The sequence below is a fragment of the Candidimonas humi genome, from assembly GCF_019166065.1.
GTDB classification, from domain to species: domain Bacteria; phylum Pseudomonadota; class Gammaproteobacteria; order Burkholderiales; family Burkholderiaceae_B; genus Candidimonas; species Candidimonas humi.
Genome location: NZ_JAHTBN010000007.1, coordinates 102,607 through 123,193 on the forward strand (window position 1 = coordinate 102,607; position 20,587 = coordinate 123,193).

At 63.7% G+C, this 20,587-nt stretch carries 21 protein-coding genes; 11 read left to right on the forward strand and 10 right to left on the reverse strand.

From position 1 onward, the window contains the following. Nucleotide 1: 1 nt before the first annotated feature. Genes KVP10_RS15735 through KVP10_RS15750 form a run of 4 tightly spaced genes read right to left on the reverse strand, consistent with a single transcriptional unit; the run spans nucleotide 2 to nucleotide 4,021 of the window. A complete protein-coding gene (locus KVP10_RS15735; protein ID WP_217965566.1) occupies nucleotides 2-1,192 on the reverse strand; it encodes an acyl-CoA dehydrogenase family protein in 1,191 nt (396 codons plus the stop codon). Nucleotides 1,193-1,214: 22 nt separating this feature from the next. Further along, the gene (locus tag KVP10_RS15740) at nucleotides 1,215-1,991 is read right to left on the reverse strand and encodes an enoyl-CoA hydratase/isomerase family protein (protein ID WP_217965567.1); all 777 of its coding nucleotides are present in this window, start codon (nucleotides 1,989-1,991) and stop codon (nucleotides 1,215-1,217) included. A 51-nt stretch (nucleotides 1,992-2,042) separates the two neighbouring features. Further along, nucleotides 2,043-2,999: a tripartite tricarboxylate transporter substrate binding protein gene (locus tag KVP10_RS15745; protein ID WP_217965568.1), complete on the reverse strand. Its 957-nt coding sequence runs from the start codon at nucleotides 2,997-2,999 to the stop codon at nucleotides 2,043-2,045. A gap of 44 nt (nucleotides 3,000-3,043) precedes the next feature. Beyond that, nucleotides 3,044-4,021, reverse strand: coding sequence for a Bug family tripartite tricarboxylate transporter substrate binding protein (locus KVP10_RS15750; RefSeq protein ID WP_217965569.1), 978 nt, complete (start codon nucleotides 4,019-4,021; stop codon nucleotides 3,044-3,046). Nucleotides 4,022-4,047: 26 nt separating this feature from the next. Between KVP10_RS15750 and KVP10_RS15755 the strand changes: the two genes are divergently transcribed. From KVP10_RS15755 to tam, 4 genes are all read left to right on the forward strand, one after another. Continuing rightward, complete coding sequence (locus tag KVP10_RS15755) at nucleotides 4,048-4,197, forward strand: hypothetical protein (RefSeq protein WP_217965570.1); 150 nt, start codon at nucleotides 4,048-4,050, stop codon at nucleotides 4,195-4,197. 37 nt (nucleotides 4,198-4,234) lie between these two features. Next, nucleotides 4,235-4,825: a TetR/AcrR family transcriptional regulator gene (locus KVP10_RS15760; RefSeq protein ID WP_217965571.1), complete on the forward strand. Its 591-nt coding sequence runs from the start codon at nucleotides 4,235-4,237 to the stop codon at nucleotides 4,823-4,825. Nucleotides 4,826-4,870: 45 nt separating this feature from the next. Then, a complete protein-coding gene (locus KVP10_RS15765) occupies nucleotides 4,871-5,485 on the forward strand; it encodes an LON peptidase substrate-binding domain-containing protein (RefSeq protein WP_217965572.1) in 615 nt (204 codons plus the stop codon). Nucleotides 5,486-5,608: 123 nt separating this feature from the next. Further along, entirely contained in the window at nucleotides 5,609-6,385 is a 777-nt protein-coding gene (gene tam / locus KVP10_RS15770) for a trans-aconitate 2-methyltransferase (protein WP_217965573.1), read from the forward strand. A gap of 80 nt (nucleotides 6,386-6,465) precedes the next feature. Here the strand turns inward: tam and pdxR are convergent, their stop codons facing one another. Then, a complete protein-coding gene (gene pdxR, locus KVP10_RS15775) occupies nucleotides 6,466-7,890 on the reverse strand; it encodes a MocR-like pyridoxine biosynthesis transcription factor PdxR (protein ID WP_217965574.1) in 1,425 nt (474 codons plus the stop codon). Between the two features lie 242 nt (nucleotides 7,891-8,132). Here pdxR and KVP10_RS15780 point away from each other — a divergent pair, with 242 nt between their 5' ends. Continuing rightward, nucleotides 8,133-8,597, forward strand: coding sequence for a GNAT family N-acetyltransferase (locus tag KVP10_RS15780; RefSeq protein ID WP_217965575.1), 465 nt, complete (start codon nucleotides 8,133-8,135; stop codon nucleotides 8,595-8,597). A gap of 89 nt (nucleotides 8,598-8,686) precedes the next feature. Here the strand turns inward: KVP10_RS15780 and KVP10_RS15785 are convergent, their stop codons facing one another. Beyond that, nucleotides 8,687-9,283 (reverse strand): helix-turn-helix domain-containing protein, encoded by a 597-nt coding sequence (locus KVP10_RS15785; protein WP_217965576.1) that lies wholly within the window; start codon nucleotides 9,281-9,283, stop codon nucleotides 8,687-8,689. A gap of 327 nt (nucleotides 9,284-9,610) precedes the next feature. Between KVP10_RS15785 and KVP10_RS15790 the strand changes: the two genes are divergently transcribed. From KVP10_RS15790 to KVP10_RS15800, 3 genes are all read left to right on the forward strand, one after another. Then, nucleotides 9,611-10,834 (forward strand): MFS transporter, encoded by a 1,224-nt coding sequence (locus KVP10_RS15790; RefSeq protein WP_376810963.1) that lies wholly within the window; start codon nucleotides 9,611-9,613, stop codon nucleotides 10,832-10,834. A gap of 7 nt (nucleotides 10,835-10,841) precedes the next feature. Next, a complete protein-coding gene (locus KVP10_RS15795) occupies nucleotides 10,842-11,441 on the forward strand; it encodes a glutathione S-transferase family protein (protein ID WP_217965578.1) in 600 nt (199 codons plus the stop codon). Nucleotides 11,442-11,609: 168 nt separating this feature from the next. Then, nucleotides 11,610-12,380: an aldolase gene (locus KVP10_RS15800; protein ID WP_217965579.1), complete on the forward strand. Its 771-nt coding sequence runs from the start codon at nucleotides 11,610-11,612 to the stop codon at nucleotides 12,378-12,380. A 53-nt stretch (nucleotides 12,381-12,433) separates the two neighbouring features. On the opposite strand, the gene KVP10_RS15805 is transcribed toward KVP10_RS15800, so the two are convergent. Continuing rightward, the gene (locus KVP10_RS15805) at nucleotides 12,434-13,306 is read right to left on the reverse strand and encodes a TrmB family transcriptional regulator (RefSeq protein ID WP_217965580.1); all 873 of its coding nucleotides are present in this window, start codon (nucleotides 13,304-13,306) and stop codon (nucleotides 12,434-12,436) included. Nucleotides 13,307-13,711: 405 nt separating this feature from the next. Here KVP10_RS15805 and KVP10_RS15810 point away from each other — a divergent pair, with 405 nt between their 5' ends. Further along, on the forward strand, nucleotides 13,712-14,689 hold the full coding sequence (locus tag KVP10_RS15810; RefSeq protein WP_217965581.1) for a Bug family tripartite tricarboxylate transporter substrate binding protein: 978 nt from the start codon (nucleotides 13,712-13,714) through the stop codon (nucleotides 14,687-14,689). Nucleotides 14,690-14,691: 2 nt separating this feature from the next. Next, complete coding sequence (locus tag KVP10_RS15815) at nucleotides 14,692-16,059, forward strand: MmgE/PrpD family protein (protein WP_217965582.1); 1,368 nt, start codon at nucleotides 14,692-14,694, stop codon at nucleotides 16,057-16,059. 57 nt (nucleotides 16,060-16,116) lie between these two features. On the opposite strand, the gene KVP10_RS15820 is transcribed toward KVP10_RS15815, so the two are convergent. Beyond that, complete coding sequence (locus tag KVP10_RS15820; RefSeq protein WP_217965583.1) at nucleotides 16,117-16,953, reverse strand: M90 family metallopeptidase; 837 nt, start codon at nucleotides 16,951-16,953, stop codon at nucleotides 16,117-16,119. A 425-nt stretch (nucleotides 16,954-17,378) separates the two neighbouring features. Here KVP10_RS15820 and KVP10_RS15825 point away from each other — a divergent pair, with 425 nt between their 5' ends. Beyond that, nucleotides 17,379-18,332 (forward strand): Bug family tripartite tricarboxylate transporter substrate binding protein, encoded by a 954-nt coding sequence (locus tag KVP10_RS15825; RefSeq protein ID WP_217965584.1) that lies wholly within the window; start codon nucleotides 17,379-17,381, stop codon nucleotides 18,330-18,332. Here KVP10_RS15825 and KVP10_RS15830 read toward each other — a convergent pair. Both KVP10_RS15830 and KVP10_RS15835 read right to left on the reverse strand, forming a co-directional pair. Then, a complete protein-coding gene (locus tag KVP10_RS15830; protein WP_217965585.1) occupies nucleotides 18,319-19,188 on the reverse strand; it encodes a carcinine hydrolase/isopenicillin-N N-acyltransferase family protein in 870 nt (289 codons plus the stop codon). The genes KVP10_RS15825 and KVP10_RS15830 overlap by 14 nt on opposite strands. A 260-nt stretch (nucleotides 19,189-19,448) precedes the next feature. Further along, entirely contained in the window at nucleotides 19,449-20,465 is a 1,017-nt protein-coding gene (locus KVP10_RS15835; RefSeq protein WP_343218756.1) for an Lnb N-terminal periplasmic domain-containing protein, read from the reverse strand. Between the last annotated feature and the right edge of the window lie 122 nt (nucleotides 20,466-20,587).

Below are 20,587 nucleotides of genomic sequence, written 5' to 3' on the forward strand. Positions count from 1 at the left end.
CTCAATCTCCGAACAGCAAACGGGCGATCACGTTCAACTGAACCTCTGTGGTTCCCCCGGCAATCGACTTCGATCGGCCAAACAAATAGTTCTGCACCCACAGTCCCGCAGACGACGGCGTTTCGTCCTCGCGCACGAACTGCTGGGTGCCCAGCGGCCCTATCGCATTCAAGGATATGCGGGTCAGCGTCTGCGCGATTTCGCTGCATGCCAGCTTCAAGGCGGAAGGCTTGCCGCCCAGAGGCTCTTTGCGCATCAGCCCGTCGATGCCCAGCGCCAGCATTTCCCGTACCCCCTTGATACGCGCGGCAAGCGTCAGCATTTCGTTGTCCAGCACCGCATAGTCGCGCAAAGAAGCCTTCTTGCGCTGCTCGTCCAACAGGCGCACTACCCGGCGCCACTGGCGCATCAATTGCGACACGCTGGCCGGCGGCAGACGTTCGCGCTCCAGGAGATACTTGGCGCAAGCCCAGCCTTTGCCCTCGTCGCCCACGAGGCGCGCGGCGGGAACCCGGACATTGTCCAGGAACACTTCATTGACATGATGCCAGCCGTCGATAGTGCGAATCGGCCGCACGCTGATGCCCGGCATATCCATGTCCATGAGAAACAGCGAAATTCCCTCTTGCTTGCGCTCGCCGCGCGAGGTCCTTGCAAGCAGATAGATGTGATCGGCTTCATGGGCGTGCGAGGTCCAGATTTTCTGGCCGTTGATGACATAGTCGTCGCCGTCCCGTACTGCCGGGGTGCTCAGTGACGAGAGGTCCGAGCCCGAGCCCGGTTCTGAATAGCCCTGGCACCACCAATCCGTCGTGTCCAGTATGCGCGGCAGGAATTGCGTCTTTTGCGCCTCGCTCCCGAATTGCATGATGACGGGCCCGATATGGCCCAGGCCGTGGTGATATAGAGGCGGGCAGTCCATGTCGGCCATGACCTCCTCGAAAATCATGCGCTGGCGCAGGCTCCAGCCGGTGCCGCCATATTCCTTCGGCCAGTTGGGCGCGGCCCAGCCGTGTGCGTAAAGGATCTGCTGCCAACGGCTGTATACGGGCCGTGTGATTTTCTTGCCGCTGGCCACGGCCTCTTCGATGTCGTCCGGGCGATTCTTGCGCACGAATTCCTGCAACTCTTCCCGAAACGCCGCGTCCTCGCGGCTTTCGGCCCGGCCGTCCGAGGGCAGCGATAAAAACATAGGATTCAAGTCCAGCCCCATTTCAACGTCCCCGATATACCGGATCCCGTTTCTCGAGAAAGGCGCGCTGCGCCTCGGCCGCATCGTCGGTCGCGGACAGCGCCACCGTGATGTTCTGCTCGAAGCGATAGCCTTCTCTCGGAGGCATCGACGAAGTAACCTGCGCCGCCTCCTTGGCATAGCGCAGCGCGATCGGGGCCTTGTGCGCGATTTCCTGCGCGAGCTCCATCACGTAGGGCATCAGTTCGTCGGGAGGCAGGCTGGCTTCGATCAGGCCGAGGCGGTATAGCTCGTCGGCGGATACCTTCATGCCGGTGAAGAACATGCGGCGCGCCCGGGACTTTCCGAACACGCGCTGCAGCAGCGCGGTCCCGCCGGCAAGGCCGACATTGATCTCGGGCATGGAGACATAGGCGTTGTTGGACGCCACCCAGATGTCGCACGAGGTCATCAGCCCGAAACCCGCGCCGAGGGCCGGGCCGTTCACTGCCGCAATAACCGGCTTATTGCATTCCGCTATGGCCAGCGATGCCTCGCGCACCAGCCGGTTATGGCGCCAGTATGCGCCGGGACCCTTGCCTTTTATGGCCGGGCGTTCCGATACGTCGGCGCCGGCGGAAAAAACCTTCAGCCTGCTGGCCAGGACGACGCAGCGGATACTGTCGTCGTCGTTGAAGGCGTCGAACACCTCGATAATCTCGCTGCGCAGTTCCGCGTTCTGTGCGTTGACCGGAGGCCGGTTCAGGTAAACGACGGCGACTTTGCCGTCGATTTCTATATCGAGATGCTTGTAGTTCATTTTCGGTTCCATGCGAGTCCTAGGCAAAAACATATCGGGTCATGGCAGCGGTCACTCGACCGCAATATCGGCGCCGCTATTCACCAGGTCCTGCAGGCGGCTCGATTCGTATTTCAGGAAATGGGCGAATTTCGCGGGCGAGCCCGTATCGATGACAAGATGAGTGTTTTCCAGGGCGGCGCGCGTGGCGGGGTCGTCCACGGCACGGCGCATATCGGCGTTGAGCTTCTTGACTATTGCGTCGGGCGTCCCCTGGGGCACGAAGAAGCCGAACCAGCTGCCGAATATGAGATTCACCCCCAGTTCCTTGAAAGTCGGGACGTTCGGGGCGGCGGCCTGGCGTTTTTCGCTGGCGATGGCTATGGCGCGCAGCATTCCGGACTTGACCGCCGGCATGGAAGACAGGCCATCGAAAATGCCGTCGACCTGGCCGGCATAGACGTCGTTCATGGCGGGGCTGGTGCCCTTGTAGGGCACATGCGTGATCTTGACGCCGACAGCCTTGGCCCACAATTCCGCCGCGATTTGAGGGCTGGACCCGTTTCCGGACGAGGCTAGCCGCAGATTGCCGGGGGATTTTTTTGCCTTGGCGATTACGTCATTCAAAGTATGTAAATTGGTTTTCGCCGAAACCACGAGCATGTTGGAAGTCCTGCCCACCAACATGACCGGCTGCAGCGCATCCTTGGAGTACGGCAAGTGCCTGCGCAGTATGGGATTGGACGTATACGCGTAGCTGGTCAACAGCAGCGTGTAGCCGTCGGGCTTGGCCCGTGCGGCGGTCTGCGTGCCTATCATCGTGCCGGCCCCGCCTTTGTTCTCGACAATGACGGGCACGCCCCATAGTGTTCCGAGATACTTTCCGATCAAGCGGCCATAAAGATCCGTGAGGCCGCCGGCCGAATACGGAACGACGATCGTAACCGCGCGATCGGGATATCCCCCCGCCGCGGCGCTCGCCGAGAAGGCAAGGGCCGCCCCCAGCATGACTACAGTATTCACAAACATTCGCATCGTTGATCTCCGGGCTTCTGAATTCACTCTCGCTACGTCTATTGAATCTTGATATCCGCTTTTTCTATCAAGGCCTTCCATTTCTTTTGTTCCGACCCGACCAGCTCATCCATTTCGCGGGGTGTGCTACCCTCGAGCGTGGTTCCCTTGTAGAACTTGGCCCGCACTTGCGGATCGTGTATGACCTGGTTGAGCGTCTTGTTGAGCTTTTCGATGACTGCGGGAGGCGTGCCCGCGGGGGCGGTTATGTAATTGATGGGATACGCCTCGAAACCGGGCAGCGTCTCGGCGATAGTCGGGATATCAGGCGCAGCGTCGCTTCTGCTTTTTGTAGACACCCCCAGGGCGCGCACCTTTCCGGACTTGATATACGGCAGATAGACGCTGAGCGTATCGATGGTCATGGGCACCTGGCCGCCCATGAGGTCGTTCAGCGCCGGGCCGGTGCCACGATAAGCCACATGGAAGATGTCGATGCCCGCCTCCTGCTTGAACAACTCGCCCGCGAGATGGCTGGTGGACCCTACCCCGGAACTCGCGAAACCCAGCTTGCCGGGATGAGCCTTGGCGTAGTCGATCAGTTCCCGCACCGTGCGCACGGGCAAGGCATTGGTGACCACCAGGACATTCGCGCCGACAAGCAGCTTGCCGACCGAAATCAGGCTCTTGAAGGGGTCGTAGCCCAGGTTCTTGAACAAGTACGGCGCGGTCATCTGTTGGCCGGGCGTCGTGTAAAGCAAGGTATAGCCGTCGGCGGCCGCATGGGCGACGAAGCCCGCCCCGATCGTGCCGCCCGCTCCGGGCCTGTTCTCGACCACGACGGCCTGCCCCAATACCTTGGTCCAGGGCTCGGCCACCATGCGGGCGGAAGTATCGGCCCCGCCGCCGGGCGCGAATGGCACTACCAAGTGGATGGCATGGTCCGGGAAAGTGCCCGCCCGTGCCGCGGAAATGCCCCAAACCGTGCACAGGGCCCACGAGCCCGCCATCAGAAATTTCTGCAATTTAATGCTCATGTCACCTCCAAAATCGGCTATTTAGTTTGAAATACAGCCTTTTCCCGATCGTCATTCGTGCGCCGAAATTTACTTACCTACCGGTCGGTAAGCAAGATGATATACACTCTACGGAAAATTTCAAGCGCTTCCGCAACGCAGCGACTCCACAAAAAACCGGCGGCACGATTGCCTGACGGGCACGTGCAAATAAATGACAGGACGACAACACTCATGGCAGCCAGAGAAATCGGAAGACGGGATCAGATCGTCGAAGTTGCCCGACGGCTCTTTGCACAACATGGATATGACGGCACATCCTTGAACATGATCGCGGCGGAGGTGGGCGTTTCGAAGCCGGCGCTCTACCACCATTTTCAAAACAAGGAAGAGCTCTATCGCACGCTGATGGCGACAGGCATGGAAACCATGTTCGTTTTCGTGCGGGACCAACTGCAAGATGTGAGCGACAACCCGCGGGATCGCCTGTATGGATTCATGCGCGCATCGGTCGCCTACTACGAGCAGTACCACGATAGATGGATGACCGGATCGGCGTTATTCTGGACGGCGCACACCGAAGCGCACCGGACCATCATGCTGAAATGGCGGGACGCCTACGAAGGGATGCTCAAGGACGTCATACGGGACGGCATCGAACAAGGCTTGTTCGCACCGGGCACGAACATCAGCCTGGCAAGCAAGTTCCTGCTTTCGTCGCTGAACCAGTTGTCGAGGTGGTATCGTCCTACCGGGGAAAAGACCGCCACGGAAATCATGGATTATTTCGTAGACATGTTCCTGCACGGCATCGAAATCCGCTGACCGGCGGGCCAGCCCCCGAACCATCGCAGCATTCCCGCACACGACATGGCAGCCATTCCCCTCTTCCCCTTGCAAGCCACTTTGTTTCCGGACGGCCTGCTGCCGCTGCGGATCTTCGAGGTGCGCTACCTCGACCTGATCAAGCGGTGCATTGAAGACGGCACGCAATTCGGCGTGGTGGCGCTGCTCAGCGGCAACGAAGTGCGCACTCCGCAAGGCGGCGAGGTGCTGGCGGGCCACGGCACCATGGCTCGCATCGATTCCTGGGAAGCGCCCATGCCGGGCCTGCTGCATGTGAAATGCTCGGGCACCGCGCGCTTTGCGCTGTCGTCCAGCGAAGTCGGCAAATACGGTCTTTGGCATGGCGAGGCTGCCGTGCTGCCCGAAGATCCGTCCGCACAGATTCCGGCCGCCTCGCAGGCCGTCGCCGACCGGCTCGGCAAGCTGATCGCCGAACTGCAAAAGGATCGCGTGCCGGCCGGTGAAATGCCGATACCGCGCCCCTATCGCCTGGACGAATGCGGCTGGGTGGCCAATCGCTGGGCCGAACTGCTGCCCTTGCCGGTCGCGCAAAAGCAGTTGCTGCTGGCCATGGACGACCCAAGGGCGCGGCTGGCGTGGGTGCACGACTACCTGTCAAGCAGGAACCTGCTTGCCTGAAAGCCGGGCGGCGTGCACGTTGCCGCGTCAGGCGCTACGATTGCGGCTGCACGGCAAGCCGTGCGCATGTCGCCCGGCCCGCAAGCACGGCCGGAGCCGCGCCTCGCATTTTGTGGAGCCTTGATGAAAGACTGGAACCCTGAACTGTATACCCGCTTCGAAGCGGAACGCACGCGTCCCGCTCAGGAATTGCTGGATCGCATTTTCCTCGATCGCCCCGCCCGCGTCGTCGACCTCGGCTGCGGCCCCGGCAACTCGACGGAACTGCTGGCCAACCGCTATCCCGGCGCCCGCGTCACCGGCATCGACACCTCCGAAGCCATGCTGGAAAGCGCACGCAAGCGCCTGCCCGGCTGCACCTTCGATCTGGGCGATATCGCCACGTGGCAGCCCGAAATCGCCCCCGACCTGCTTTATGCGAACGCTTCGCTGCAATGGGTGCCGGACCATGCGAGCCTGTTTCCCCGCCTGATGTCCTGCGTGGCGCCGGGCGGCGTGTTTGCGGTCCAGATGCCTTCGAATCGCGACGAACCGTCGCACAGTTCGATGCGCGAAGTCGCCGCCAACGGCCCCTGGGCCTCGGCCATAGGCAATGCCGCCGCGGTGCGGATCAAGGTCCAGCCGCTGACGGACTACTACGACATGATCGCTCCGCTGGCGTCGGAAATCGACGTGTGGTGCTGCATCTACCATCACCAGATGCCTTCGGCCGACGCCATCGTCGAATGGGTGCGCGCCACCGGGCTCAAGCCTTTCGTGGAACGCCTGCCCGCCGACCAGCAGGCGGCCTTCATCGACGCCTATCGCCAACGCATCGACGCGGCTTATCCGCCGCGCACCGACGGGCTGAGGCTGCTGAAATTCCCGCGTATTTTCATGGTGGCGCGGCGCAAGCAGTAAGCGTCCGGGCCTAACGGGCGGCGGCCCGCGCCGACCGCGCACGGAAACCGCCCGTTTTTCGATTGCCCCGATGGCCGGCATCAACGCTGCATCAGTTCCGACAGGCGCGCGCCCAGTTCCTCCGCCTGGCCTTGCGACGCGATGTTGGTGAAACCCAGCATGAGGCCGCCATGGCCGGCCGGCTCTGCGCACCAACTGGCGATGGTATGGCTGTACATGCCGTGCTCGAGCATGCGGGCGACCAGCGTCTTTTCGGCGCGGCGGCTGTCCAGGCGCAGCACCAGATGCATGCCTCCGGGCTGCGCATCGATGCGCGCACGCGGGCCCAGGGCCTTCGAAAGCCCTGCGGCGGTTGCGCTGCGGCGCTCGCCGTACAGCTTGCGCATGCGCTGGATGTGCCGCACGAAGTGCCCTTCTTCCATGAATGCCGCGACCATCGCCTGGGTGGCTTGCGGCACGCCGATGGCCAGCGCCTGCCGGGCCCGCATGAAGTCTTCGATTCGCGCCTCGGGCACCACCAGATAGGCCAGCCGGATGCCGGGAAACAGCACTTTGCTGAAGGTTCCCGCATAAAGCACGCGGCCGTGGCGGTCCAGGCTCGCCAGCGCCGGCAAGGGCCGGCCCCGATAGCGGTATTCGCCGTCGTAATCGTCTTCGACGATCCAGGCCTTGCGCCGCGCAGCCCAGTCCAGCAAGGCCAGGCGGCGCGGCAAAGACAAGGACACGCACAGCGGGCTCTGGTGGGCCGGGGTGACCACCGCGGCGCGCGCGGACATGGCGAGATCCATGCCTCGCTCCACCACCAGGCCTTCGGCATCGACCGGCACTGGCACCGGCAGCAATTGCAGGTCTTTCAATACCGACCGGGTCGCCGGATAGCCGGGATCCTCGACCCAGACCTGGTCGCCGCCCCGCAACAACGCGCGCACGATCCATTGCAGCGTATCGTGATAGCCGGCAGTGACGAACACCTGCGCCGGATCGCAATCCACGCCGCGCGCCATCCGCAAATAGGCGGCGATGGCGCTGCGCAGCGCAGGCAGCCCCGCCGGATCGGGGAACGACATGTCGCGCGCCTGCATGCCTCGCGCCAGGCGGGCGCCCAGCCGCGCCCAGATCTTGCGCGGAAAAGCGTCGAGCGCCGGCAGCCCCATCTGGAAGGGGCGCGTATGCGCCGAATCGAAAACGCCGTTGCCCGCCACCGCCGAGGCGTGGCGCTGCGTGTCGTAGCGGACGGACTCGGGACGCAGGCCCGGGCTGACGACGGTACCCGCCTGGCCACGGCCCTGGATGTAACCCTCGGCCTCGAGCAATGCGTAGGCCGTTTCCACCGTGCCCCGGGCCACGCCCAGCTCTTTGGCCAATGCCCGGCTCGAAGGGATGCGGCCGCCCGGCCGCAGCGCCCCGTCGGCGATGGCGCCGCGCAAGCGGGCATACAACTGCCGGTACAAGGGCTCGGCAGCGGCGGCGTCGACTGCCAGCAGTTCATCGATGGAAGAATTCATGGCCCAGCCAAAATGGCAATTCTTGGATCTTTGAATTATGACATCGCGCCCCTAGCATAGGGCAAGAAACTGGTGCGCAGCGCCCAGGCTTTACGCGCGGATTACTCTACTTCCGTGCGGCATGCCCGCAACGCCGAAGACGGGCCGGACCCAGCTCGCGACGCCTTACGGGGCCAAGCCAGCGCCGCGCTCCCACAGCCGAAAACCGAACCCGAGCGACCTTGCCCATGAACGAAACCTCCATGACCGGCGATCAAGCCGAAGCTCCCGTCCTGCGCCACGCGGAAACGGACCGGGAGCTGTACGCCTGTTTTCCCGTGATGCGCGAGCTCAGGCCGCAGCTCGAGGACGAACAAGACCTGATCCGGCGCGTACGGCGCATGCAAGGCCAGGACTACCGCCTGCTCGCCGCATGGCAAGCTGGCCGGGTGCTGGCGCTGGCCGGCTACAGGCTGCAGGAAAACCTGGTCTATGGCCGCTACCTGTACGTCGACGATCTCGTGGTGACGCAAGACGGCCGCGGCAAGCGCCTGGGCGCGCGCCTGTTGCGGCACCTGCGGACGAGCGCCCGCGAGGCGGGCTGCAAAGAACTGGTGCTGGATACCGCCTTGTCCAACGCACTGGCCCAACGCTTTTATTTCCGCCAGGGGCTGCTTACGCGGGCGATCCGGTTCAGTGTCCCGGCCGCACAAGACGGCGGAAATTAGCGGCGCACCAGCCTAGCGGCGCTGTGCATCGCAAGCCGGCTACGTGGTGAAAAGCGAGCAACGGCGGCCGGATTGCCCCTGTCCGACAGTCAATCTTCCCGGCTGCCGGCCACCACGATCAAGACCTCGGTGTTCGCCTCGATCCCTCGCAGGCGGTGCTTGGCCAGGCCCGGGAACTGCGCATAATCGCCCTGCCTGAGCACCACCGACTGGGACGCCAGTTCGATTTCCAGCGCCCCGGACAGGACAAAGAAAATTTCCTCGCCGGCATGGAAGGCATGCTCGCGCACCAGGGATTCGCCCGACAAGCGCAGCAGGAACGCGGTCGGGCTTTCGGTGCCGTCGGCACGGCTCAGCGAGGCAAATTGATATTTCCCCTGGCTGGCCTCGCGCAACTGGCGGTCGGCGCTGCGCACGACATGCAGAATATCGTCGCCCATGTGCTCGCCTAGCAGCGCGGCCACCGAGGTATGCAGAGCCTGGGCCACGCGCATCAATGCGGAAACAGAAACCGTCTTTTCCCCGCGCTCGAAACGCGACAAATGCCCTTTGCTGAGCTGGGCCTGTTCGGCCAATTGTTCGAGCGTCATGCGGCGGCGGGTCCGCAAGGCCCGCACCAGCTTGCCCAATACCGGCGAATCCTGTTCGGGCGCCGCGGCCGTGTTCTTGTTTTTCCTGCCCTGCACAACTGCCTCGCTTCATGTGTCCGGCCCCAGGCCGCCTGTCATGCCTGCGCCGGGGCGCGGCATGGCGCATGCGCAAGCACATCGGCCAATCGCCTATGGGGCAACCTTCGGCAAATTTGCCGGATCAGCATAAACCCCTATGGAATCATGGGAAATCCTGCTTGCTTTCGGCCATTTTAAGTGAATATACTTTCGTCCTATGGACAACTTTGTTGTCTTATAAGCAACGAGGAGACATCCATGAGCATCGCGGCAGACAAGACGGAAGAGATATTCCCCGCCGGCAATACGCGGCCCACATCCCTGAAACGGGTCGCGCTGGCCACCATGGCCGGAACGGCGATCGAAGGCTTCGATTTCCTCGCATACGGCACCGCCGCGGCGCTGGTCTTCAACAAGCTGTTCTTCCCCACGTTCGATCCCATCAGCGGCACGCTGGCCGCATTCGGGGCCTTTGCCTCGGGCCTGTTCGCCAGGCCGATAGGCGGCATTATCTTCGGCCACTACGGCGACCGCCTGGGCCGCAAATCCATGCTCATCGCCAGCCTGGCCCTGATGGGCGTCTGCACCGCGCTCATCGGGCTGCTGCCCACTTATGAATCCATCGGCATCTGGGCGGCGGTACTGCTGGTCTTGCTGCGCATCGCACAAGGCATTTCTTTCGGCGGCGAATTGGGTGGCGCAATGCTGATGGCGGTCGAGCATGCGCCGGTGGACAAGAAGTCGTTCTTCGGCAGCCTGCCGCAGGCCGGCGCCCCTATAGGCATACTGTTGTCCTCGGGCGCCTTCGCCCTGATGAACCTGTTGCCCAACGCCAGTTTCATGAGCTGGGGATGGCGCGTGCCGTTCCTGGCCAGCGCCCTACTGGTGGCCCTGGGGATATTCATTCGCATGAAGGTGGAAGAAACGCCCGACTTCGCCGCCGTCAAGCAACAGAAGAGAACCTCGACGCTGCCGGTGCGCGACGTCGTCCTGCGGCATTGGCGGCCCCTGTTGCTCACGGTGGGCGGCAAGCTGGCGGAAGTCACGCTCATCTATACGATTCTGGTATTTTCGATTTCGTACGCGATGTCCAAGCTCGGCTTTTCCCGGGGCGTTGCGCTCAACGCGGTAGTGATCGGGTCGGTGTTCCAGATACTGACGATTCCTTTCTTCGGCTGGGTCGGAGACAAAGTGGGCGCGCGCAGGCTGTACATATTCGGCACGCTGCTGCTGGCCGTCATGGCCGTCCCGCTGTTCCATGCGCTGGGCGGCGGATCGCCGGGCAGCTACACGCTGGCGACGATCATCGCGCTGGCGCTGAACTATGCGATCATTTTCGGGCCGCAGTCCACGCTGTACAGCGCCCAGTTCCCCGCAGAGCTGCGTTATTCGGGCATGTCGATCGGCATACAGGTCGCGGCGGCGCTGGGCGGCGGCCTTGCGCCCATCATTGCGACCCTGCTGGTGTCGCACATGGGGGGCATCGAATCGGTCGGCATCTACCTGGCCGCGCTGGGCCTGGTCGGGGCACTGAGCGCATATCTCATGAAACCCACCGCCACGCGCTGAAGCCTCCATGCTCACTCTCTACGATCACCCCAGGTCCGGCAATTGCCACAAAGTGCGGCTGATGCTGTCCATGCTCGGCCTGCAATACCGCAGCGTATTCGTCGACGTAACCCAGGGGGCGGGGCGCGAACCCTGGTTCACGGCCCTCAACCCGCTGCAGCAGGTTCCCGTGCTCGTGGACGGAGAATACGTCGTGCGAGACAGCCAGGCCATACTGGCCTATCTGGGCCATCTCGGCGCCACCGGGCTGATAGGCGCGACTGCGCGCGAAATCGGGGAAATCGGGCAGTGGCTGTCGTTCGCGGCCCACGAGATCGGCAACAGCCTGCAGCCCGCGCGGCTCTATCATCTGCTGGGCGAGGAGATCGACATCGAGGCGGCCAGCGCGAAAAGCATGCGTGTGCTGGGCATCCTGGACGATCGCTTGTCCGCCGCGCAGTGGCTGGCCTGCGAACGCCCCACGATCGCCGATCTGGCCTGTTTTCCTTATGTGGGACTGGCCCACGAGGCACGCCTGCCGCTGCAGGACTTTCGCCACATTGCAGCCTGGATCGAACACATCGCCGGCCTGGACGGGTACGTATCCATGGAAGGCCTGCCTCCCTGAGCCCTACGCAGCCCGCACGGACCGGCCAGCGCCGGCAGTCCGGCCGGCCCGCAACTGCCCCCGGCGGCGCCCAGGCCATGGCCGGGCGCCGCGGCCGCGCCTCTCGATATCAAGGCCCCGCATTCCGTCCTTATCCGATTCATTATCTTCACTCAGTTGGAGCGCAACATGCAGCAAACAGCCAAACACGTCGCCACCGCCCAGACCGTACAAAAGATGAAGAGCGGGGTGGACCTGGGCCATTGGACCGACGTCGAGAAGATCGTGCTGAGCTGCAGGATGCTGGCCATGGAGTCCCATTCCGAAACGCTGGCGGGGCAGATCACCATACGCGGCGAATCGGGCACGTTCCTGACCACCCCCATGGCCATAGGCTTCGACGAGATCGAGCCGCGCCACGTCATCCGCGTGGACGAATCGCTGAACGTGATCGACGGCGCAGGCATGGCCAACCCTGCGGTAAGGTTCCACTTCTGGGTCTATCGCCGCAGGCCGGACGTGAACTGCATCATCCATACCCATCCTCCGTACGTCTCGGCCCTCTCGATGACCGGCCGCCCCCTGAAGGTTGCGCATATGGACGCTACGCCATTCGCCGACGACTGCGCCTTTCTCGCCGAATGGCCGGGCCTGCCCATCGCCGACGATGAAGGCGACATCATCTCCACGGCGCTGGGGTCGCGGCGCAGCATCCTGCTGGCGCATCACGGCTTCCTGGCCGCGACCGCGTCCGTCGAGGAAACCGCCTATCTGTCCATGCTGATCGAACGCGCCGCGCGCAATCAGCTAGCGGCCGAGGCTACCGGCCCCATCCGGGAACTCGACCCCGCGCTGGCCAAGGAATCGCATGATTTCCTGCTGCTGCCGGGCGTCGTGAAATCCAGTTTCGCCATGTTCGCCCGGCGCGCGCTGCGGCATTATGGCGGCGAGATGCTGTAGGCCCGGACGGATCGGCGCGACTAGCGGCAGGCCAGCGGCGCAAGCCGCCGCATTCAACGCGCCTTCTTCAATTCCATTTTTTCGTAGAACGAAGCCAATTGGTCGGGAGTGTAGGCGTTCTTCCGGAGATCCACGAGATATCGGCCGAATTCCTGGTTGAGCTGGTCGCCGAAGCGGCGGAAGATTTCCGACATGTAATAGTCGTGGCGGATCAACGACAAAGCCATGGTGACGATAGGCAGGCTTTGCGTCCTGGCCGCGATGAGTTCGTGGTCCCGGTTGACGGTGATCATTTCCTTGTGATCGATGGCCAGGGTAAATAGATTGTCGGCCTTGCCCATGCGGCTACCATCGTTCTCGTGGATGTAGACCTTGCAGCGCTCGTTGAACTCGAACTCGGACTTATCCGTGCCGAAGAGCACGACCAGCAGCGACACACTCTCGCGCGACACGGCCTGCTCCAGGGCTGCGGCGTACTTGCGCAGCGTGGCATCGGCCGCCTTGATCCAGATCGAATCGCGAGCCAGTCCGATCAGCCGCTGGATTTCGGTATCGATATTCTCTTCGTCGCGCAGCATCCAGACGTATTGATTCTCGACCTTGGGCGCGAGGTTCTCGAGATTCGTTTCCAGCCTTTCGCAGATCTTGTCCGTCTGGGCGCGGACCTTGCCGAGGACATCCCTGGGATTTGCCGCGGCATAGGAAGTGGGATTCTCGGTCACAGGCAGCACCGCCCCCTTGCGGGTCAGGCCGTCCAGCGCGCTGTAGGTATTGGACCGCGGCACGCCCGACCCCCGGGCAATCTCGTAGGCGGTTTTGGGCACAGCTCCGGCCTGCAGGACTTCGACGTAGATCCTGGCTTCATATTCGGTAAAGCCCACGGCTTTCAAGTCAAAGACCAGGTTCGCCGTCGTTTCGTTGCCCATATGCTTGCACGCTTCCCATAAGCATGATTAGCCGGCGACATGCCGGAGACTGGATTGCCTGTTGCGGCGCTTGCGCGCCGGACGACCCGTCGCTTGCCGCCTCTCATGAGAAGACGGCCGGCCCCGGGGGCGCTTGCCCGAGCCCGCGCGCGAATTGCGCAAGAGCAATGCTAACAGACCCAGTCACCGGTCACGGCACTGAAAAACCCCGGAAATACCCAATCCAGGATACATAACCCATTGAATTACATATATTAATACATTCCTCCGTTTTAGTGGTTGCTATAACAGCCACGTCGGTAATACACTAGCGATCACAGCGCAGGCGACATGAGCGACCTCGCCCCGCCGACGGCCCGCAGCGTCCGGGCCCTTGCCCAATATACGAGCCCGAAGGAGACAAACATGACCTCGAAACTGGCCACGCTGATGCGCGGCGCCTTGCTTCTCTGCTGCCTGTCGGCCACATTGCCCGCGCATGCCCAGGCCTACCCGACAGGTCCCGTGCGCGTCATCGTGCCATTCCCTCCGGGGGCGGGCGTGGATATCGTTACCCGGCTCGTGGCAGCCAAGCTGTCGCAAGACATGGGCCAGCAGTTCGTCATCGAGAACCGGTCCGGCGCCGGCGGCAACGTCGGCGCCGGCGAAGCGGCGCGGGCGCCTCACGACGGCTACACGCTGCTGGCCGCACCGTCTTCTCTCGCCATCAGCAAGAACCTGTACAAGCACCTGCCCTTCGACATCGAAAAAGACTTCAGGGCCGTCGCGATGATGGCCTCGGTGCCTTTCGTCCTGGTGGTCAATTCCAAGGTGCCCGCGAAGTCGGTATCCGAACTGATCGCATTGGCCAGGACCCAGCCCGGCAAGCTGAGCTTCGCTTCCACCGGCAACGGCAGCTCGCCGCAACTGACCGCGGAAATGTTCAAGGCGCAGGCGCACATTCAGATGCTGCATGTACCCTATCGCGGTTCTTCGCCCGCCCTGACCGACCTGATCTCGGGCCGCGTCAGCATGATGTTCGCCAACGCTTTATCCGCACTGCCGCAAGTCAAGGCGGGGCACCTGCGGGCCCTGGCCATCACAAGCGCCAAGCCCAATCCAAGCGCACCGGGCGTGCCGACCATGGCGCAGGCCGGACTTCCAGGCTTCGAGTCCGAGACCTGGTTCGCATTGATGGCGCCCACCGGTACTCCCCAACCCATCATCGACCGGCTCAACAAGGAAGTGAACCGCGTCCTGCAAATGCCGGACGTACAAAAGGCACTGCGGCTGCAAGGCGCCACGGCACGCCGGCAAACACCCGCACAGGTCGATGCCTACATCAAAAGCGAAGTTGCCAAATACGCCAAGATCATCAAAGCCGCCGACATCCATATAAACTGACCATGGCCCAAGACTCAGCAACGACTCAACCCGCTCCCGTAACCCGGCAACTCGCCCGATACCTGGTCGAATCGAACGGCCGCGACCTGCCCGCAGACGTCATCCACGAAGCCTCGCGCGGGCTGCTCAACTGGCTGGGCTGTGCCCTGGGCGCGGCCAGCCACGACACTGTCGCAATCGCCGTGCGCAGTTTCGCCCCATTCTTCGGCCCCGCCCAGGCCCAGGTGCTGGGGCGGCCCGAAAGAGCCGACATCCTGCATGCCGCGCTGATCAATGGCATCAGTTCGCACGTGCTGGATTACGACGACACGCATTTCCGGGCAGTGCATCCCAGCGCACCGGTCCTGCCCGCGGTGCTGGCGCTGGCGGAATGGCGCCGGTTCAGCGGGGCGCAACTGGTGCACGCGTATGTGCTGGGCGTTGAAGCGGAAATCCGCATAGGCCTGTCGGTGTTCCCCGAACACTATGACCGGGGCTGGCATATCACCGGCACCGCCGGCGTGTTCGGCGCGGCCGCGGCGACGTCCAAGCTGCTGGGCCTGGACGAGGAAAAGACCGCTTGGGCCTTGGGCATCGCAGCCACTCAGTCGTCCGGGTTGCGGGAAATGTTCGGCAGCATGTGCAAGAGCTTTCATCCGGGCCATGCCGCACAGAACGGACTGGGCGCTGCGCTGCTCGCCGAACAGGGATTCACCAGTTCCGACCGGGCCTTGGAAGCTCCGCGCGGGTTCGGCCATGTGCTCTCCAGCCGCTTCGACCCTGAAACCATTACGCAGGGCCTGGGAGGCAGCTACGAACTCCTGCGCAATATGTACAAGCCCTATGCCTGCGGCCTGGTGATGCATGCCGTGATCGACGCCTGCCTGCAGTTGCGGCGCGAACACTCATTGACGGCCGAACGGATTGCCACGATACAGGCCACGGTGAGCCCCTTGGTGACAGAGCTGACGGCCAAGCCCGCTCCAGGCACCGGGCTGGAAGGCAAGTTCAGCGTCTACCACGCGCTGGCCGCGGCCATCATCCACGGCGCAGCAGGCGAGGCGCAATTCAGCACAGAGGCGGTACGCGATCCGCGGGCGATCGTCTTGCGCGAGCAGGTCTCCATCGTGGTCGAGCCGACAATGCGCAAGCTGGAAGGCAAGGTACGCATCGAACTGCGGGACGGGACGGTACTCGAACGGCATGTCGAGCATGCACTCGGCACTCTCGAGCACCCGATGAGCGACGCCGATCTGGAAGACAAGTTTCGCGCCCTGGTCCAGGACACGCTGCCGCCCGGACGCGTCGCGGAACTGATCGACGCATGCTGGAATGTATTTCAATTGGAAGATGCGGGCGTCGTCGCACGGCTGGCCGCAAGCACGCCTTGAAAGTCCGCAACAAGCCGCCGGGGGCACGGCGGCGGCAACCGTATTGCGCCGCTTTGGCTATGACAGCCTTGCCGCCGGATCCTGCCGGTAGTAGCGCGCCAGCAGGCCATACCATTCGGGGAGTTCCCGGGCCAATGGCGCAGGGCTGACGAAAAAAGCCTCGGAGCTGACGGCGAAGAATTCGGCCTCGTCGGTGGCGGCGTAAGGATCCAGCGGCAGCCTGTCATACCAGCGCGAGGCCGCGGCGGACTCGGGGTCGACGTTGCGCGGGATGTCAGCCTCGACGGCGTCCAGCATGTCTTCGAAGCTGTCCATCGAGGCTTCCAGAACCCGGCGCCACTCGCGCCAGCGGATGTCGCGGTGCGCGTGCAGGCTGGGCATGCCGTCGGCCTCGCCGCCATGCAAATCCAGCTTGTGCGCGAATTCATGGATGACGACGTTGGTCTCGCGCGGCGCGCCCGGCGCGCCGTCCGCCCAGGAAAGAATGACGGGGCCGCCGTCCCAGGCTTCTCCCGATGCGGGCTGCAGGTACTCGTGCACCACGCCGCTGCCATCGACTTCGCGGCGCGGGATGATGAACCCTTCCGGATACAGCACGATCTCGACCCAGCCCTCGTAGAGCGCCGGATCCAGTTCGAGTATCGGCAGCGCCGCCTGGATGGCCACCGACATCCGGATCGAGTCCGTCACCTCCAGGCCGCGCACGCCGGTATAGATCTTGCTGGCCAGCAGCCAGGCGGCGCGCCGGCGCAAGGCCTCGTCCTGTTGCGCCGACAAGCCTTGCAGGAACAGCAGGGCCGCCACGGCGCGCCGCCAATCCGGTTCGGCAATGCGCGCCAGCTCTTGCTCGACCTGCCGCCGGCTGGCGCCGCGCCCGCTCAACCACCTGAACATATGCCCATACCCTGAAATGCATCCACGACGCCAGTGTCCATGGTAGCCGGGGAAAAAGAAAGCCCCCGCGAAGAAAGCCCGCACGACGGGATAAATGCGCGAGTTGAATGTCCGCATTGAATGTCCGCGTTGAATGTCCGCGTTGAATGTGCGTGCCCGGCCGGACATCCCGGCCGGCGAGGCTTGCCGTCGAACCGGACATCCTCACCTTGCACCAGCAGTCGAGCCCAATATTCGAGCCCAACATTCTTGACAAGGCAAACATTCGGCATTAGCTTGGCTGTGGCATCCTGGGCAGCCAACCGGTGCCAGCCCGGGCATCCATTGCGCGGGCCGGCCGCGGCAAGACCCAAGCCACGGCCGCAGCAAAATCATCAGGGCACAGGCAGCTCATAAAAACCGCCGGCCCTGCACAGGAGACACGAATGAAACTTTGCAGTGCCTTGCTCGCCTCGATCGCAGCCATGGCCTCGATCGCACCCGCGCTTGCGCAAGCGGCCGACTATCCGTCCAAGCCGATCACCGTGGTCGTGCCCTACCCCGCCGGTGGCGTGGTGGACCTGGTGGCCCGTTCGGTCGGCAACCAGATCGGCAATCAAATGCATCAATCCATCGTGGTCAAGGACAAGCCCGGCGCCAGCGGCCGCATAGGCGGCGAAGAGGTCTCGCACGCCAGCCCCGACGGCTATACCCTGCTGTTCGCCGCCTCGCCGCTGACCATCAATCCCAGTGTCTACCTCAAGCTCAAGGGCGAGCCTTTCCGCAGCTTCACGCCTGTGGCGCTGGTGGGCATCATCCCCAGCGCCCTGGTGGTGTCGGCCAAGAGCCCCGACAAGACACTGGCCGATTTCGTCGCAGCGGCCAAGGCCAAGCCCTCGGCCTACAACTATGGTTCGATAGGCGACAGCACGCCCACGCATCTCGCGATCGTCCAGTTGCAGCAACGCGCGGGGATCAAGCTGACAGCGGTGCCCTATACCGGCCAGCCGCCCGCGCAGCTCGGCCTGTTGCGCGGCGACATACAACTGATGGCAACCAGCGTGGCACTGGTGCAATCGCAGATGCGCCCCTTGGCCGTCACTTCGCTCAAGCGTTCACATCTGTTGCCCGACGTGCCGGCCGCGGCCGAGACCTACCCCGGCTACCAGGCCACGACATGGTTCGGCATCATGGCCCCGAAAGGTACGCCCGCCCCTATCGTGCAGCGCCTGTATGAAGAAGTGGCCAAGGCGGTGCAGCAGCCCGACGTGCGCAAGCGCCTGGATGTCGCCGGCATGGATGTGCAGGTGAAATCGCCCGCCGACTTCCTGGAATTCCTGAAAGCCGACCAGCAGCGCTGGGCCGAGCTCGTCAAGGCCGCCGGGATCAAGCCCCAGTAGGCTTGCCTCGGGCCCAGAAGGCATCGTCCAGCGTCCACGTCCGGACAGCCTCGGGCATGCCGGGGTTGTCCAGCACGACGCGCAGGGTTTGCGGGCCCTGCGCCGGAGAGTCGATGATCCAGGACGACAAGGTGGCTTCCTTGCGGCCCGTGCGCCACAGGCTGTCGTCGGGCCCATCGTGATGGTCGCGGCTGATGGCCGCATAGCGCGCGAGCGTGTAGGGCCGAGGCGCATCGGCCAGCAGTTCGCCGACGCGCCGGTAGCGCGTGGCGCTGCTATGGCCGATCTTGACATTGAAGTCGGCCAGCGTGCGGTCCAGGTAGTAGTTGGTATGGGCGGTGACGCCGCGGTCCAGCACCTTGTAGGCGTAGCGGCCCTGCAGGCCGATTTCCGCGACGAGAATCTTGTGGCGATCCGAGACCATCAGGAACATGGCGCGGGACTTCGGAAAGATCTCGCTCGCATGGGCCGCAAGCTCGTCCACGCTGCCGTAGTGCGCCAGGATGCGGCCCAGGATGCCGTGCTTGCCGGGCTGCGAGGCGCGCAGATGGCCGGGGATGCTGCTGGCCGAGGCAGTGACGGCCGACAGGCCTTGCCGATTGACGCCGCTCTTGATGCCGCGGGCGCGGCCGTCGACGGCGAACAAGCCGAAATAAGGAATCCCGTGGCTGGGATAGCGATATTCCAGCGCCTGGTGCTGGCCGGGCTTCCAATCTCGATTCTTGGAAAGCAGCGTGCCTCCGTCCGAATCTTGCGGGCCAGCGGAAGCCCAGAGCGTGCAGGCCCCTGCCGGCATGGCCATGGCCGCGGCCAGGCAGGCGGCGGCGGACTTCGAAAGGAATGCGGTCTTGGGCATGATGAGGCGCGGGACGGGAAGAGGCGGGTCGCAATACGGGCACAGGCACAGGTACAGACAGGCACCTGCACGATCACGATCACGATCACGATCACGATCACGATCACGGCGCCAGTTTGCCCTTCCGTCCGCTGGCGCGCAAGGTTTCTTGGGGGCGCTGCCACCACCCAGCCGTTTCATTCGATTTCGCGGCCGGCGGCGAACCCGTTGTCACCGGCCACGCCAGGGCTGCGGGACGAGAGCCGGGAACCACCAGCCCGCTACTGTGCGCCGCCAGGCCGCGCCGGCTCCGTGCAGCCTTCTTGCAGAGCGATGCCGGGTACGCCGCGCCGTATGGCCGCGGAAAACCCCGGGGTGTCGCCTTCTGCCAGCGCGCGCTCTGTGTAGCGGCCGCGGCTGCGATACTCGGCCACGCTGCCGGCGCCTTCCAGCGCCCCCAGGTCGTACAGGTATTCCGGCAGGTAGCCGGAAGCCACCAGGCGGTAGTCCAGGGGCAGGCCGGGCACGATGCGGTTCATCATCTTGAATATGATGGTGGTGCAGTTGGCGGTGATGGTGTTGTAGAAACGCGGCCGGTTCACCAGGCGGTTGGCGCGGCGTACATAGGCCAGGAACAGCGACCTCATGGCCTCGGGCGGCATCGGCACCCGATAGATATAGGAATCTTCGCCGCGCATATTGGTGCGCACCAGCAGGATATCGCGCTCGTCGGCGGCGACTACGCTCAGCTCGTACTGCCGGAAGAATCCGCCCAGGGTGGAGAATTTATCGCCTTTCTTGCGCCGTATTTCCACGGAAAACACCACGTAGCGGTCCTCGCCGAAGCCGAAGGACACGAGGGCATGGGCGATGCCGGGATGCATCCAGTACGACAGGATCAGGTCGGTGGACTGCAGCCCGCGCAAGTCGTAGACGCGGGTCTCCCAGCGCGCGTCGAAATCGTCGGCGCTGCGCCAGTGGAAGTTGCGCACGTTTTCCAGCGTCACCAGATCGCCGTCGACCATACCCTGCGTCTGCTGCGCCACATCGGCTATCCAGTCCCGGTCGTTGCTGGGACGCACCGCAGCCCACCACACCAGCACCAGCACTACAGCGCACAGAAACAGGCCGGCGCTGGCCGGCCGCGCCGCGGGCCATGGCAGGAAGAATCCGGCAAGAAAGAAGCAGGCTACGACCAGCCACAGGACGAGCAGCGCCCTGCCCACCACCAGGCCGCCGGGCTTGCGCACCCATAGCGCCAGGCCGGCCCACAGGGCGAAGCCCACGGCAAGCACGATTTGCAGAATCAGGATCCCCTCCGTATATCTATTGTCTATTGCCGCCCGCACCGGCCGGACGGCTATTCTATATGCAGCGGCATGTCCGGCGCGACATCTCCCCGAAAGCCAAAGGATATAGC